15 protein-coding genes are annotated in these 14,859 nt (G+C 44.2%); 6 read left to right on the top strand and 9 right to left on the bottom strand.

Going from position 1 to position 14,859, the window contains the following annotated elements:
* The first annotated feature begins 97 nt into the window (after positions 1-97).
* The gene (locus AB4351_RS15735; RefSeq protein WP_017060262.1) at positions 98-508 is read left to right on the top strand and encodes an H-NS family nucleoid-associated regulatory protein; all 411 of its coding nucleotides are present in this window, start codon (positions 98-100) and stop codon (positions 506-508) included.
* Positions 509-702: 194 nt separating this feature from the next.
* Here AB4351_RS15735 and AB4351_RS15730 read toward each other — a convergent pair whose 3' ends face one another.
* Entirely contained in the window at positions 703-2,007 is a 1,305-nt protein-coding gene (locus AB4351_RS15730; RefSeq protein WP_372126502.1) for an inosine/guanosine kinase, read from the bottom strand.
* Between the two features lie 102 nt (positions 2,008-2,109).
* Positions 2,110-2,379 carry a hypothetical protein gene (locus AB4351_RS15725; protein ID WP_010439986.1) on the bottom strand — a complete coding sequence of 90 codons (270 nt, stop codon included), beginning with the start codon at positions 2,377-2,379 and terminating at the stop codon, positions 2,110-2,112.
* Between the two features lie 204 nt (positions 2,380-2,583).
* On the opposite strand from AB4351_RS15725, the gene mnmA reads away from it, so the two are divergent.
* The 3 genes from mnmA (at position 2,584) to purB (ending at position 5,895) form a co-directional block, all read left to right on the top strand.
* Entirely contained in the window at positions 2,584-3,720 is a 1,137-nt protein-coding gene (gene mnmA, locus AB4351_RS15720) for a tRNA 2-thiouridine(34) synthase MnmA (protein WP_372126501.1), read from the top strand.
* 43 nt (positions 3,721-3,763) lie between these two features.
* Positions 3,764-4,381, top strand: a complete 618-nt coding sequence (gene hflD / locus AB4351_RS15715) for a high frequency lysogenization protein HflD (RefSeq protein WP_017060259.1) — start codon at positions 3,764-3,766, stop codon at positions 4,379-4,381.
* A 143-nt stretch (positions 4,382-4,524) separates the two neighbouring features.
* The gene (gene purB, locus AB4351_RS15710; RefSeq protein ID WP_017068077.1) at positions 4,525-5,895 is read left to right on the top strand and encodes an adenylosuccinate lyase; all 1,371 of its coding nucleotides are present in this window, start codon (positions 4,525-4,527) and stop codon (positions 5,893-5,895) included.
* 314 nt (positions 5,896-6,209) lie between these two features.
* Here purB and htpX read toward each other — a convergent pair whose 3' ends face one another.
* Entirely contained in the window at positions 6,210-7,073 is an 864-nt protein-coding gene (gene htpX / locus AB4351_RS15705; RefSeq protein WP_372126499.1) for a protease HtpX, read from the bottom strand.
* Positions 7,074-7,350: 277 nt separating this feature from the next.
* On the opposite strand from htpX, the gene AB4351_RS15700 reads away from it, so the two are divergent.
* Positions 7,351-7,518: a hypothetical protein gene (locus AB4351_RS15700; protein ID WP_186728084.1), complete on the top strand. Its 168-nt coding sequence runs from the start codon at positions 7,351-7,353 to the stop codon at positions 7,516-7,518.
* Positions 7,519-7,632: 114 nt separating this feature from the next.
* Here the strand turns inward: AB4351_RS15700 and bioD are convergent, their stop codons facing one another.
* From bioD to bioB, 4 genes are read right to left on the bottom strand one after another with little or no spacing between them, the layout of a single operon-like run.
* On the bottom strand, positions 7,633-8,316 hold the full coding sequence (gene bioD, locus AB4351_RS15695; RefSeq protein ID WP_017060255.1) for a dethiobiotin synthase: 684 nt from the start codon (positions 8,314-8,316) through the stop codon (positions 7,633-7,635).
* The gene (gene bioC, locus AB4351_RS15690) at positions 8,313-9,116 is read right to left on the bottom strand and encodes a malonyl-ACP O-methyltransferase BioC (RefSeq protein WP_017060254.1); all 804 of its coding nucleotides are present in this window, start codon (positions 9,114-9,116) and stop codon (positions 8,313-8,315) included. Before bioC ends, bioD begins: the two co-directional genes overlap by 4 nt.
* A complete protein-coding gene (gene bioF, locus AB4351_RS15685; RefSeq protein ID WP_372126497.1) occupies positions 9,117-10,337 on the bottom strand; it encodes an 8-amino-7-oxononanoate synthase in 1,221 nt (406 codons plus the stop codon).
* Complete coding sequence (bioB, locus tag AB4351_RS15680; protein WP_016792500.1) at positions 10,324-11,376, bottom strand: biotin synthase BioB; 1,053 nt, start codon at positions 11,374-11,376, stop codon at positions 10,324-10,326. Before bioB ends, bioF begins: the two co-directional genes overlap by 14 nt.
* A gap of 159 nt (positions 11,377-11,535) precedes the next feature.
* On the opposite strand from bioB, the gene bioA reads away from it, so the two are divergent.
* The gene (bioA, locus tag AB4351_RS15675; RefSeq protein ID WP_372126496.1) at positions 11,536-12,813 is read left to right on the top strand and encodes an adenosylmethionine--8-amino-7-oxononanoate transaminase; all 1,278 of its coding nucleotides are present in this window, start codon (positions 11,536-11,538) and stop codon (positions 12,811-12,813) included.
* A gap of 124 nt (positions 12,814-12,937) precedes the next feature.
* Here the strand turns inward: bioA and AB4351_RS15670 are convergent, their stop codons facing one another.
* The gene (locus AB4351_RS15670; RefSeq protein ID WP_017060251.1) at positions 12,938-13,204 is read right to left on the bottom strand and encodes a DksA/TraR family C4-type zinc finger protein; all 267 of its coding nucleotides are present in this window, start codon (positions 13,202-13,204) and stop codon (positions 12,938-12,940) included.
* 221 nt (positions 13,205-13,425) lie between these two features.
* A complete protein-coding gene (serS, locus tag AB4351_RS15665) occupies positions 13,426-14,733 on the bottom strand; it encodes a serine--tRNA ligase (RefSeq protein WP_017060250.1) in 1,308 nt (435 codons plus the stop codon).
* Positions 14,734-14,859 lie beyond the last annotated feature (126 nt).

Below are 14,859 nucleotides of genomic sequence, written 5' to 3'. Positions count from 1 at the left end.
ATATTTAAATATGTAATAGAAGAAATACTATTTGTTTTATTCCTAGGCTCTGTTTATTATTAGGAAGATTATTTAGTTTACCTTGATGGAAAATATCATGTCTGAATTAACAAAAACTCTATTAAATATCCGCAGCCTTCGTGCGTTCTCACGTGAATTAACTCTTGAGCAACTTGAAGAAGCGCTAGACAAGCTGACTATTGTTGTACAAGAGCGTCAAGAGTCTGAAGCTGAAGAGCGTGCTGCTAAAGCAGAGCAAGAAGCTAAGCTTTCTGCTATTGCTGAACAAATTGCAAAAGACGGAATTGATGTTGCCGATCTTATTGCTGCACTTTCTGGTGAAGCAAAATCTAAAACAACAAAAGCTAAACGCGCTCCTCGCCCAGCGAAATACAAATACGTAGACGCAAACGGCGACGAGAAGACTTGGACAGGTCAAGGCCGTACGCCTTCAGCTATCCAAGAACAGCTAGATGCTGGTAAATCTCTAGAAGAGTTTGCTATCTAAACATTTAGTTTACTTAGTGAGTAATCAATTACACGCTAAGCGATAGAATTAATATTTAAGTCGACCAAAGTATTATTTACGACTTCAATATATTCAGAAACAAAAAAGGCTCCTTTCGGAGCCTTTTTTATATTTGTACTATCAGTATTAGAAACCAACTGATACTGATAGTACTACTGATTAAAGAAAGTAACTTATCTTTCCCAGTACGCTTCTTCTAGGCTATCTTCTCTTTCAGGAAGGCCACGAGATAAACGTGGAGAGTGTTGAACCAACACTTCATAGCTAGCACGGTTAGAATATTTACAAACTTGTGAGAACGAAGAGTACGTCAAGAATGAATGTTGGTGTTTACTTGAGTTTGGCACGTTTTCTTTGTGGTACTTATTAGCAGCCATATCATGTAATAAAGCTGATAACGCAGCATCACCTGCACCATTGGTATTTTTGATCTTTTCTGGTCCACCCATGTATGGCGCAATGTGCGAATACACTTTAGTTGGGTTTTCACATAAATCTTTATGCGCAGGACGGCTAAATTCAAAACGGTTGAATTCCGCAATTGAACCTGGAAGTAAAGGCAGTGACGTTTCACGCTTAGCTGCATCTTCTGTATAACCAGCCATAAATAGGCCAACAGGTCCCGCAGTACATAGAACAAGGTCTACCCAGTCTAGCGCTTTATCTGATGCAGCCAGTGGATCGCTTTCACCCGTTAACGCTTCAGCTTCGTCTTCATTCATTGCAACAACCGCTACGTGTTGCTCAAGGAAATCTTTCCAGAATTCTGGATCATCTTGAATAACGAACTTAGTACCTAGTGTAAGAACGACTGGCACATCGTATTTCTTCGCGTATTCGATCGCTTTCATTGTTGCTTCAGGCATCGGGTCGCCTGGCTTACAGCGAACTAAATAAGCCGTTAAAACTAAAGCAGAAGCACTTTTGAAGATTTTTTCAGGAATGCTTTCTGGTTTTAATTGGTTCATTTGTCCTTCGCTAATTGCGAAAGTACGTTCACCGTCTTCTGTAATTAATGCAAAGCAGCGACCAATTGCGCCATCTACCCCTTGTAAATGGTTCAGATCCATTCTGCTTGATGTATTACATAAATAGCGATAACCGTAACTACCAATCTTAATATCTTGGCTCATTACACCTAACAGTGTAGAACGGTCATCCGCTAGCACTGAATAGTTGTGTAATGTGTTACCAATTGTGCCACCAGCGTATTCATTGGTAATCAGGCACTGCTCTTTTAATTCTTGATACAAAGATTCAGCGGCTGCGTCGCCAATAACCAGTGAATGTCCCTTGCTCAAACCATACTTCTCAATAAGTTCAGAACTCACCTTTGCTTCAATATCCACCAATGTTTGGTCAATACCGATAATATGAGTGCGTGACATTCTTTTACTGCTTTGAGCTTGGCTCACTAGAGGATCACGAGCGTGAACCGGAAAGTAGTGCTTTGATTTACGTTGTCCAGGGAATTTCATAAGGCTAGTCTAAGTCAAGGGGAAATAGGTGGCGGATTCTACCGCGCTATATTTAACGCGGCAATCTTTCAAACTATAGCAAACGTTTGCTGAAGGTTTTTTTTATTCGCCTTCCATAAAGCTTAAATCAGGCAGCATGCCCAAATGCTCCGCGTAACGTTTTTGATTAAACTCCGCGCCGTTTTTCATAACGTCAAATACTTCAATTGCCAGTGCACATGCCATAGCCGCAATTGCTTCTTCACGTGGAGTGCCTGTCATCATTAAACGCATCAACGTCTCTTTCACTTTCACTGGTTCGCCATCTTCAAGCTGGTTCTCGATGATCTCAATCAGCTCTTCTTCTTGCATAAATTCATTTTGTTCAGACATTTTTTTATCTCAGGTCTTGGATTTCGAGCGACTATGCCACATATACTTCTGACATCCTAGCGACTCACCTCGCTCTCATGCGATTCTCTAACAAAGTCAGCGCACTATTTGTGCAAATGAAACTGTGATTCCGGTCTCGGATCTGTCACGGCGTTTCTCTTTCTGTTAGAATCTGCGACCAAGTAATAGTAACGGTGTTTAGACATGTCAGATATCAGCTCTGGAAACAGCGAAAAGAAAGTAATTGTCGGTATGTCCGGCGGTGTAGATTCGTCAGTATCGGCGTATCTTCTTCAGCAACAAGGCTATCAGGTAGAAGGCCTTTTCATGAAAAACTGGGAAGAAGACGATAACGAAGAATACTGCACGGCAGCTGAAGATCTTGCTGATGCTCAAGCGGTATGTGACAAACTAGGTATCCACCTTCACACTATCAACTTTGCTGCAGAATACTGGGACAACGTATTCGAATACTTCCTTGAAGAGTACAAAGCAGGTCGTACACCTAACCCAGATATTCTTTGTAACAAAGAAATCAAATTTAAAGCATTCTTAGAGTTTGCGGATGAAGTGCTAGACGCAGACTACATTGCGATGGGTCACTACGTTCGTCGTACTTTCCCAACTCAAGAAAAGCTTGATGCTGGCGTAAAACCAGAAATGCTACGCGGTCTAGACAGCAACAAAGACCAAAGTTATTTCCTATACACGCTAAGCTCAGATCAAGTGGCACGCAGCCTATTCCCTGTCGGTGAATTAGAGAAGCCAGAAGTGCGACGTATTGCTGAAGAGCAAGACTTGATCACAGCTAAGAAGAAAGATTCAACAGGCATCTGCTTTATCGGTGAGCGCAAGTTCACTGAGTTCCTAGGCAAATACCTACCAGCACAACCGGGTAACATCGAAACACCTGAAGGCCAAGTGATTGGTCAACACCAAGGTTTGATGTACCACACGCTAGGTCAGCGTAAAGGCCTTCATATTGGCGGCACTAAAGGTGGTGGCGGTAACGAAGAACCATGGTTTGTTGGTGAAAAAGACCTTAAGCGTAATGTACTTATCGCAGTACAAGGTAAAGACCACCCTCTTCTGAAATCAGAAGGCTTGATCGCATCTCAACTTCATTGGGTAAATCGCACACCAATTACTGAAGTTATGACATGCACGGTAAAAACACGTTACCGTCAAACAGATATTCCTTGTACAATCATCCCAATTGATGATGAGAACATTAAGGTTATTTTTGATGAGCCACAAATCGCAGTGACCCCAGGTCAATCTGCAGTGTTCTACCAAGGCGAAGTATGTCTTGGTGGTGGTATCATCGAAAAGCGCATCTAATCAATCAAACGACAAACGATAGAAGACAACTAGGAGTTACTACGTGGCTAATACACTTTATGACCGTACTATTGCTTTCGCCGGAATTTGCCAAGCTGTGGCTTTGGTTCAACAAGTAGCGAAAGACGGCCATTGTGATAAAGATGCCTTTGAAGCTTCACTCAGTGCCATTTTAAATACCAACCCATCGAATACCGTGGGCGTATTTGGACGTGAAGCGAACCTAAAGCTTGGCCTTGAGTGCTTAGTAAAAGGTATCGATAGTACTCCAGCAGGTAGCGATATCACGCGTTACATCATCAGCTTGATGGCGCTTGAGCGTAAGCTGTCTTCTCGCAACGACTCTATGTCTCAGCTTGGTGACCGCATTCAAACTGCAGAGCGCCAAACTGAACACTTTGATCTATTTGACGAGCAAATGATCAGCAACCTTGCAAGTATCTACCTTGATGTCGTCAGCCCTATCGGCCCTCGCATTCAGGTTTCTGGTACTCCGTCTGTACTTCAGCAGACATCGAGCCAACATAAGGTTCGCGCACTGCTTCTATCAGGGATTCGAAGCGCTGTGTTATGGCGTCAAGTTGGCGGTAAACGTCGCCACCTTATCTTCGGTCGTAAGAAGATGATCGAGCAGGCTCAAATCCTACTAGCTCGAATGTAGTTTATTAGCTCGCGCCTCGTCGCGAGCTTGTTTTTTGTATCAACACAACTCTCACGCAAACGATTGCGCAATGTGCGTGACAATTGAGATTGTTACTGGTATAAACCTCTCAAAATTTAGAAAACTCAATTCAGGAGAACACCATGGAACTGTCAGCATTGACTGCTGTTTCACCAGTAGACGGCCGTTACGGAAGTAAGACTATTGCATTACGCAGCATCTTTAGTGAGTTTGGACTACTAAAGTACCGCTCTATCGTTGAAATTCGTTGGTTACAAAAGCTTGCAGCAACTGATGCAATCAAAGAAGTACCAGCGTTCAGTGCAGAAGCTAACCAGTTTCTTGATGAACTAGCCGCTAACTTCAGCGAAGAAGATGCTCTACGTATCAAAGAGATCGAGCGCACGACTAACCACGACGTTAAAGCGGTTGAGTACTTCTTGAAAGAGAAAGTTGCTGGCGTTCCTGAACTTCACGCTGTAAACGAATTTATTCACTTTGCATGTACTTCTGAAGACATCAACAACACCTCTCACGCGCTTATGCTTAAAGAAGCTCGTGACACAGTGATTCTTCCAGAAATCCGTAACGTAATTGATGCTATCAAAGCACTTGCGAACGAGTACCGTGATATTCCATTACTGTCTCGTACACACGGTCAGCCAGCTTCTCCTTCTACTATGGGTAAAGAGATGGCTAACGTTGCGTACCGTATGGAACGTCAATACAAGCAAATCGAAAACGTTGAGATCCTAGCGAAAATCAACGGTGCTGTAGGTAACTACAACGCACACCTTTCTGCATACCCAGAAGTTGAATGGCACCAGTTTAGCGAAGAGTTCATCACTGAATCTCTTGGCGTAACTTGGAACCCGTACACAACTCAAATCGAACCTCACGATTACATCGCTGAGCTATTCGATGCAATTGCTCGTTTCAACACTATCCTTCTAGACTTCGACCGTGACGTTTGGGGCTACATCGCTCTTGGTCACTTCAAGCAGAAGACTATTGCTGGCGAAATCGGTTCTTCGACAATGCCGCATAAAGTTAACCCAATTGACTTCGAAAACTCTGAAGGCAACCTTGGTCTAGCGAACGCAGTATTCAGCCACCTTGCACAAAAACTTCCAGTTTCTCGCTGGCAGCGTGACCTTACTGACTCTACGGTTCTTCGTAACCTAGGTGTGGGTGTTGGCTACGCAATCATTGCATACACTTCGACTCTGAAAGGTATTAGCAAGCTTGAAGTTAACCGCGCTGCGCTACTTGCTGAACTAGACAAGAACTGGGAAGTATTGGCTGAACCAGTACAAACAGTAATGCGTCGTTACGGCATCGAAAAACCATACGAGAAGCTAAAAGAGCTAACTCGTGGTAAACGTGTAGATGGCGAAGGCATGCGTGCATTCATCGATGGTCTTGAGATCCCTGAAGACGAGAAAGTTCGCCTGAAAGAGATGACTCCAGCGAACTACATCGGCCAAGCAATCGAGCTAACTGACAAACTGTAAGGTTCGAATTTCGAATCACAGAATAGACTAAGGCTTCCCATGTGGAAGCCTTTTTGTTGAGCGGAACAAAGTGTATTGAGCACAAGAGACGTCAGCAAAATAATACAAAGCAACCCAGTATCATTACCCTACTCATCTCAATCCGTGCGATATCAACCAATCAATATCGTAATGCTTCATCACCAGTAACCCTCTATCGCCAGACACCTATTCCTCGAATACTTACTGTCTTAGATGCCAAGATCAAAAAAGACCTCCCGAAGGAAGCCTTTCAAATGTATCTTGTCGATTAGCGACTGAAGAATACGTAGCGATTACATGTTACGTAGAGAAGCAATACGCTTGTCTAGCGGCGGGTGGCTCATTAGAAGCTCTGTTAGAGACTTCTTACCGTTGATACCAAATGCCATCATAGAACCTTCTAGTTGTGGCTCATGGCTCACCTTTAGGCGCTCTAGCGCTGCAATCATCTTCTCTTTACCTACTAGGTTCGCTGCACCTGCATCGGCATGGAATTCACGATGACGGCTGTACCACATCGTAATGAAGCTTGCTAAGAAACCAAATACCAATTCCAACACCATAGACACACCGAAGTACACCATCATGTTGCTGCCACCCTCTTCTTCATTGTCATTCGACGCAACAATATTCGCAATGAAACGAGATAGGAAGATAACGAACGTGTTCACAACACCCTGCATTAGAGTCATTGTCACCATATCACCATTCGCAATGTGGCTAACTTCGTGAGCTAATACCGCTTCAGCTTCGTCACGCGTCATGTTGTGTAGCAGGCCCGTTGATACTGCGACCAATGAATCGTCACGCTTAGCACCTGTAGCAAATGCGTTGATATCTGGCGAGTCGTAGATCGCCACTGTTGGCATACCAATACCAACTTGTTGAGATTGACGGCTTACCGTCTCCATCAACCAATGTTCTGTTTCGTTACGTGGGCTTTCAATGACCATGCCGCCTACAGAGCGTAGCGCCATTTTCTTCGACATCATTAATGAAATGAATGAGCCGCCAAAACCAAATACCGCAGCCATCACCAATAAGCCTGATAGGCTACCGGGTTGCATACCTGTGACTGCGTATACAATATTAAGAACAACACTTAGTACCAATACAACCGCTAGGTTGGTTGCAAGGAACAACATTACTCGCTTCATTACTTATCTCCGCATGAAAGCTGTTTTTATAAAACTTATTGTTATAGACAAGGCAGACAGCAATAGATTCCAACCTTGAAGACTTATACTTACTTATACATATAGTCTTAGATTAAGAAAACAAGGTTAAGCATTAAATTGCAACATTTGATTACGAGATTATAGCTGAGTTAATCACGGTCTATTAGACCTAAGTCGTATGGTGTCGATATAACAATCCGTTTACAGTGACTTCAGATGATTTATTGGCTAGTCCATGTACAAAAAGGGAACGATCATGGTTGAAGGTACTAACACTCAAATGGCTATCGATTTACTGTGCTGTCACCTAGGGATTACTGAAGAAGAAGCGAAAAAGCAGATCGGTATTCTTACGCCAGAAGCAGCGCAAGCAAACATCACAGAAACTCAGCAAGCTTTAATGGGACTGACTAAAGAACATTAGTTCTAAGCTTGTTTATTAAAAGACCGGTTGTTTATCAACTCAAGGTCTAAAGGCTTAAAATAGCAAAAGGGCTGCAATCGCAGCCCTTTTCTTATTTAGTACATAACGTGGTAATTAAAGCGCAAGCAAAGGCTGCACATCAATGTACTTACCAATGTTTTTAGACTTCGCTTTTGGGACGTAAGGGATTTCACCTAACTTAGGTGCACCTAACTTATCTTCAAGCATCGCAATAATATCTGCGTAGTGCTCAGTACCTGGATTGATACGGTTTGCGACCCAACCTACTAGGTTTAGGCCATCAGCACGAATCGCTTCTGCCGTTAATAGAGCGTGGCTCAAACAACCAAGTTTAATACCCACAGTCAGTACCACTGGCAGTTGCTCTTTTTTAACCCAGCTAGAAAGATATTCATCGTCTGAAACCGGGACTCGCCAACCACCAGCACCTTCAACTAACACGATGTCAGAGTTTTTCTTATGCTCTTCTAGCTTCGCTGATAATACCGCCTCATCAATTACAACACCATCATGCTTAGCAGCGATGTGAGGCGATGATGGTAGCAACAACGCGTATGGATTGACGTCTTCGTAAGCAATGTCTTGCGTCGCCGCTTCTTGAAGATGCAGTGCATCACTATTACGTAGTCCTTCAGGGGATTTTTCACTCCCTGCAGCAACTGGCTTGTAACCAATTGTTGATAAATCTTGTGCGGCCAAAGCTTGAAGAATCGCTTTTGAAACCACAGTTTTTCCCACTTCGGTATCCGTACCTGCAATGAATAATGCATCAATCATAATTGAATAACCCCTAAACAAACTTGATATGTTGCTGGTAAGAAACCTTGATGGTTCTTAAACTCTCGATATTCCCGATCAACAAGCTGCAACATGCGACGACTTGTTAAACCTTGTGAGCGACCACTTACGTGATTAGCGCCGATACCTTTAAGGTCGCGCATCAGTTCAAACGCAGTGTCGTACCAAACGGTGATGGTGGGCAAGTCTAGTTGATGAACGGTACAGCTAGATTGCGCTAACGCAATTTTTACCTTATTGATTGTAATAAAATGGTTAACGTGTTGATGTGCGTCAATTTTGGACCACGACTTTTTCAGTTCAAACAGCGACCCATCAAGCAAAGTTGAGAAAATAACACGCCCACCAGCCGCTGTAACACGCTTCATCTCTCTCAAAGGCGACGACAAATCGTCACACCATTGCAACGCAAGGCTAGAGAAAACGATGTCAAAGCACCCATCTTCAAACGGCAATTGTTCGGCATCGGCTTGTTGATATAAAGATACAGATGCACCACACCGCTTCTCTGCTGTTGCTAGCATTCCAACAGAAAGATCAGCGCAAACCACTTCGGCGCCTCGTTTTACAAGTTGCTCGGAGAAATAGCCAGTACCACAACCTAGATCCAGCACCTTAAAGCCTGACAGATCGCTGGGTAATTTATCCAGTAATCGGTGGCCAACATCGCGTTGAAATTCAGCGTGTTTGTCATAGGTTGTTGCCGCTTTACCAAAGGCTTCGGCAATCGCACTCTTATCTTGGCCAACGTAATTATGCACTACTGCTTCTTGTGACATTTACTGAGCCTCATTGTTTATTTCGATGTGAGTTTCGCTATTCGATTCAAAGCTTGATTCACTTGATTGAACATTTCTTTCGACTGCTTGACGTAACGAACGGGTTAACTGAAGAATCTGCTTTTGAGTGTGATTGGCGGTTAATGTAATACGCAGACGAGCCGTCCCGGTCGGAACCGTGGGTGGCCTAATTGCAGTGACCCAAACTTGGTTGCGCTTTAATTCTTCTGCAACGGAGAGCGCAGCCTGAGCCTCACCGATCACAAATGGCTTAATCGGAGTCTGAGTATCCACAAAGCCTTTCAAGCCGCTCACCTGCTCTGCATAGAGAGACCCTAACTCAGTCAGCTTTTCTCGGCGCCACTCTTGAGTTTGAGTCATCTTACAGGCATGAGATAAAGCCACCGCTTGTGAAGGTGGCATCGCCGTCGAGTACACATGATGACGAGCAAACTGAGTTAAGTAATCACCCACTTCTGACGAACAAAGAATCGCAGCACCAGAAACGCCAAATGCTTTGCCAAAGGTCACCACCAAAATATCGGGGGAGATTTGTGCTGCACTGCAACTCCCAGCTCCTTTATCACCTAATACGCCGATACCGTGGGCATCATCAACCGCCAACCAACTGTCGTATTGATGAGTCAGGTTAGATATCTGGCTGAGAGGCGCTTGATCGCCGTCCATGCTGAATACGCCCTCAGTGACGACCAAGGATTGTAGAGATCGGCTTAATAGAGACTCTAGATGCTGCGTGTCGTTGTGTTTAAAGCGTTTCATGGTTGCATGAGAAAGCATCCCCGCTTCCATCAAAGAGGCGTGATTAAGCTTGTCTTGCAGCAGAGAGTCGTCTTTTTCGAGTAGAGAAAACAACAAGGCTTGGTTCGCACTGAAACCAGAACTAAAGAGAATCGCACGTTCAAAGCCCAACCATTCACACAGCTGAGCTTCTAAATTTCTATGAGCAGGACTAAAACCCGTGACCAATGGCGATGCCGCACTGCCAGCACCATAAAGGGAAAGCCCCGCTTGCCACGCCTCTACCAATTCAGGGTCGTTCGCCAAGCCTAGGTAATCATTACTCGAAAAATTAATAAAGCGAGAACCTTCGCAATTAAGCAAAGGACCATTACTGTTTTCGAGCACTTTAAGTTGACGAGTTAGCCCCTGCTCACGGCGTTGAACAAGGGCATCTTTGATACGGGATTTAAACAGTGGCATCGTAGAACATGTCATCTTTCGTTGGACGAGCAGCAACGCGCTCCACTACTTGATCTAACAGTTCGTTTTCTTGAATTTCATCAGGCTTCTGAGCCACTTGTTGGCTGTTGATGCCTAACTTCTTAAACAGCTGCATGTCCGTGTCTTCATCTGGGTTTGGCGTAGTCAGTAGCTTACAACCGTAGAAGATAGAGTTCGCGCCAGCCATGAAGCACATCGCCTGCATCTGTTCATTCATATTCTCGCGACCTGCAGATAGACGAACCGCTGACATTGGCATCATGATACGAGCAATCGCAATCAACTTAATGAAGTCAAAAGATTCAACATCATCGACGTTTTCCATCGGTGTGCCTTTCACTTTCACGAGCATGTTGATTGGCACACTCTCAGGGTGTACCGGAAGGTTCGCTAGCTCTACCAGCAGGCCTGCACGGTCATTGGTACTTTCGCCCATACCAATAATGCCACCAGAACAGATCTTCATACCGGCATCACGTACGTGAGATAGCGTATCTAAACGATCTTGGTAAGTACGAGTGGTGATGATGCTGCCGTAAAACTCGGGAGACGTATCAAGGTTATGGTTGTAGTAATCCAAGCCTGCATCCGCTAACTCGCCAGCTTGATCAGGGGTTAACATGCCTAGTGTCATACAGGTTTCTAGACCCATACCTTTCACACCTTTGATCATATCAGTCAAGTGAGGCATATCGCGTTCTTTCGGGTTTTTCCACGCCGCGCCCATACAGAAACGAGTCGAGCCCGCGTTCTTGGCTTTTTGCGCCGCATCCAAAACACGCTCTACTTCCATTAGGCGTTCTTTGTCGACATCCGTTCGGTAGTGAGCACTTTGAGGACAATACTTACAGTCTTCAGGACAAGCACCAGTCTTAATCGATAGAAGCGTACTCACCTGCACGTGGTTGTGCTCTTGGTACTGTCTATGAACCACTTGAGCTTCAAACATTAAATCCATAAACGGTTTTTCAAGCAGTGCTGTTACTTCAGCAACTGTCCAGTCATGACGAACTTCCACGTGTCGATCCTTTTTTATTATTTGATGTTTCATCTCTATCAATAGAGATTGCATTTATGCTTGGCTAGTCTACCGACAAGCTTTAGACTGTCAACACATTGATAATATCAAAAGTTTACATCTGGTTATTTTTTAATCACACCAAGAATGGAAGTTACTATGGATCTCGCCTTTGATCGCCAGCATATCTGGCATCCCTACACATCAACGTTAACACCTCTGACCTGCTACCCAGTCACCAACGCAGACGGTGTTTACCTAGAATTAGAAGGCGGAAAACGAATTATTGATGGTATGTCATCTTGGTGGTCAACCATCCACGGCTACAATCATCCAGAGCTAAACGCTGCAGCTCATAGTCAAATCGATAAGGTTTCACACGTTATGTTTGGTGGCATCACCCACCAGCCCGCTATCGATCTATGTAAGAAGCTTTTGAATCTCGCGCCAAGTAATCTTGAGCATGTATTTTTGGCCGATTCAGGTTCAGTTGCCGTAGAGGTTAGCCTCAAGATGGCATTGCAATATTGGCACGCTAAAGGACAACCTCGTTCAAAGTTCCTCACACTAAGAGATGGCTACCACGGTGATACCTTTGCGGCGATGTCAGTGACCGACCCTGACAATTCGATGCACAGCCTCTACAAAGGCTTTTTGCCGGAACATATTTTCGCTGATTCGCCAAAAACAGGCTTTTGGGATGAGTGGAACTCAAGTGACATCGATAGTTTTCGAGAAAAGCTGGCAGCACACCATCAAGAAGTCGCAGCGGTGATCTTAGAGCCAATCGTTCAAGGGGCTGGTGGCATGCGCATCTACCACCCTGAGTTCCTAAAACAAGTTCGCTTACTGTGTGATGAATTCAACGTATTGCTGATCTTGGATGAGATTGCGACCGGGTTTGGCCGTACAGGGAAACTATTCGCTTGTGAGCATGCCGATGTTCAACCGGACATCTTATGCGTAGGCAAGGCTTTAACTGGTGGTTATATGACATTGTCAGCGACGCTGGCGAGTAAAGAAGTTGCTGACACGGTATGTGGCGGTGAAGCGGGCTGCTTTATGCACGGGCCAACATTCATGGGTAACCCATTAGCTTGCGCAGTCGGTGCGGCAAGTTTATCCATCATCGAGCAAGGTCATTGGAAAAATCAAACTCAACAGATCGAACAGCTTTTCTCTGAGTTGCTACCACCGTTGCGAGAGCATGATCTTGTCAAAGACGTTCGCTGGTTGGGCGCGATTGGCGTCGTTGAAACCCACACACCTGTCGATATGGAAACCATCCAAGCTCACTTTGTAGAGCAAGGCGTTTGGGTCCGTCCGTTTGGTAAGCTAATTTATATGATGCCTCCGTTTATTATCAAACCACAACATATTGAGCAATTGGTCGCTGCTATCGACACTGCATTACAAAATACTCATTGCTTTAAATAAGGCGTTTATTGCTCTAAACAAGAGCGACGATTATTTCTATATATCTTCATTAATAAATCATTTAATTAAACTAAAAGGCCTTACATAAAAGTAAGGCCTTAACTGCTTGAAGGTAACCGTCAGTTTAACGTAATTGGCTATCTTTACTTGCTCGACGGTTAAACAATGAATGTCGATGTGCGTCATGCTCTAATATTGACTGACATTCTATACACAAACGAACGCCTTTGATCGCGCGTCGTCTTTGTTCCGGAATCTCATCACCACACTCATCACAATAACGCAAACCCTCACCACCTCGAAGGTTTCCTCTTACACGAGAGATCTCATCATCAATGGTATTTTGTATTTGCTGGCTGACACTATCGTCACCTGCCCATCCTACGGCCATAAGCCCTCCTCAGTATTTGAACGAGAAAATCTATACCTACCGCGGTAAGAGCATATTATAGCCACATTTAAGGATTGTAATAATTATCAAAATCAATAAAACACTATTACACATAGGTAACAAAAATTATTTATTTCTCGCCACTGCACTATTCTATAGGCAATAAAAAACCCAGCCTGTTGGCTGGGTTTTATAAGTAACCTAATGCTTAATCAATCTAATTAACCGATGTGCGTTACGCCGCCCATGTATGGTTGAAGTACTTCTGGGATAGCAATACGGCCATCTGCTTCTTGGTTGTTCTCAAGGATAGCAACCATAGTACGACCAACAGCAAGACCAGAACCGTTTAGTGTGTGTACAAGTTCAGGTTTTTTCTCGCCTTTACGACGGAAACGAGCTTGCATACGACGCGCTTGGAAATCCCACATGTTTGAACAAGAAGAAATCTCACGGTAAGTCTCTTGTGCTGGAACCCATACTTCTAAGTCGTAAGTTTTCGCAGAACCGAAGCCCATGTCACCTGTACATAGAATCACTTTACGGTAAGGAAGCTCTAGAAGTTGAAGTACTTTCTCAGCGTGGCCAGTTAGCTCTTCAAGCGCTGCCATTGAGTCTTCTGGCTTAGTGATTTGTACTAATTCAACTTTATCGAATTGGTGCATACGGATAAGACCACGAGTGTCACGACCATAAGAACCCGCTTCAGAACGGAAACACGGCGTGTGAGCTGTCATCTTAAGTGGCAGTTCAGCTTCATCAGTGATCGTGTCACGAACCATGTTCGTTACCGGTACTTCCGCAGTAGGGATAAGCGATAGAGTCTTAAGAGGTACGTCACTTACTTGCTCAGTTAGCGGGCTTGTGTGGAACAAGTCTTCGCCGAACTTAGGAAGTTGACCAGTACCGTAAAGGCTATCGTGGTTCACTAGATACGGTACGTACATTTCTGTGTAGCCGTGCTCATCAGTGTGAAGGTCCAGCATGAACTGAGCAATAGCACGGTGTAGACGTGCAAATTTGCCTTTCATCACGATGAAACGAGAACCCGAGATTTTAACTGCGCTAGCAAAATCAAGACCGCCAGACATTTCGCCAAGATCGACGTGATCTTTCACTTCAAAGTCGTAAGTCTTAGGTTGACCCCAACGAGAAACTTCTACGTTATCGTCTTCATCTTTACCATCTGGCACTTCTGCATCAGGTAGGTTAGGAATAGACATTGTGATCGTTTCTAGCTCAGATTGAAGATCAGCCAATGCTACTTTAGCTTGGTCTAGTTCTGCGCCTAAGTTGCCTACTTCTGCAAGGATACGCTCAGCTTCTTCATGGTCGCCTTTTGCTTTCGCTTGACCAATGGACTTCGATCGAGAGTTACGTAACGCTTGTAGCTCTTCAGTTTTCATCTGAAGGGACTTACGTTTTTCTTCAAGTTCACGAATTGTCTCTACATCAAGGGTGAAGCCTCGACGTGCTAATTTTGCCGCTGTTTCATCCAGCTCAGCTCGAAGTAATTTAGAATCCAGCATTGCTAATCCTATGCTTTAGTTATTTGAATATTCAGTAGCTTGCTACTGAATCACTGCTAAACCCCTAAAACTGGTGTTATTTCGACCAATTTATAACGATTTAATTGAAATTTTATGACTAGGTAA

Origin of the sequence: Vibrio sp. 10N.261.51.F11, assembly GCF_041471665.1 — a bacterium.
GTDB classification, from domain to species: domain Bacteria; phylum Pseudomonadota; class Gammaproteobacteria; order Enterobacterales; family Vibrionaceae; genus Vibrio; species Vibrio crassostreae_C.
The sequence above is the reverse complement of the archived record's forward strand: the minus strand, read 5'-3'. Positions and strand labels throughout refer to the sequence as shown.

Excerpts from the sequence above, each read along its gene's own strand:
- AB4351_RS15730 (WP_372126502.1), bottom strand. The coding sequence starts at position 2,007 with ATGAAATTCCCTGGACAACGTAAATCAAAGCACTACTTTCCGGTTCAC.
- bioC (WP_017060254.1), bottom strand. The coding sequence starts at position 9,116 with ATGTCACAAGAAGCAGTAGTGCATAATTACGTTGGCCAAGATAAGAGT.
- serS (WP_017060250.1), bottom strand. The coding sequence starts at position 14,733 with ATGCTGGATTCTAAATTACTTCGAGCTGAGCTGGATGAAACAGCGGCA.
- purB (WP_017068077.1), top strand. The coding sequence starts at position 4,525 with ATGGAACTGTCAGCATTGACTGCTGTTTCACCAGTAGACGGCCGTTAC.
- AB4351_RS15735 (WP_017060262.1), top strand. The coding sequence starts at position 98 with ATGTCTGAATTAACAAAAACTCTATTAAATATCCGCAGCCTTCGTGCG.
- bioA (WP_372126496.1), top strand. The coding sequence starts at position 11,536 with ATGGATCTCGCCTTTGATCGCCAGCATATCTGGCATCCCTACACATCA.
- AB4351_RS15725 (WP_010439986.1), bottom strand. The coding sequence starts at position 2,379 with ATGTCTGAACAAAATGAATTTATGCAAGAAGAAGAGCTGATTGAGATC.
- bioD (WP_017060255.1), bottom strand. The coding sequence starts at position 8,316 with ATGATTGATGCATTATTCATTGCAGGTACGGATACCGAAGTGGGAAAA.
- bioF (WP_372126497.1), bottom strand. The coding sequence starts at position 10,337 with ATGCCACTGTTTAAATCCCGTATCAAAGATGCCCTTGTTCAACGCCGT.
- htpX (WP_372126499.1), bottom strand. The coding sequence starts at position 7,073 with ATGAAGCGAGTAATGTTGTTCCTTGCAACCAACCTAGCGGTTGTATTG.
- mnmA (WP_372126501.1), top strand. The coding sequence starts at position 2,584 with ATGTCAGATATCAGCTCTGGAAACAGCGAAAAGAAAGTAATTGTCGGT.
- AB4351_RS15700 (WP_186728084.1), top strand. The coding sequence starts at position 7,351 with ATGGTTGAAGGTACTAACACTCAAATGGCTATCGATTTACTGTGCTGT.
- AB4351_RS15670 (WP_017060251.1), bottom strand. The coding sequence starts at position 13,204 with ATGGCCGTAGGATGGGCAGGTGACGATAGTGTCAGCCAGCAAATACAA.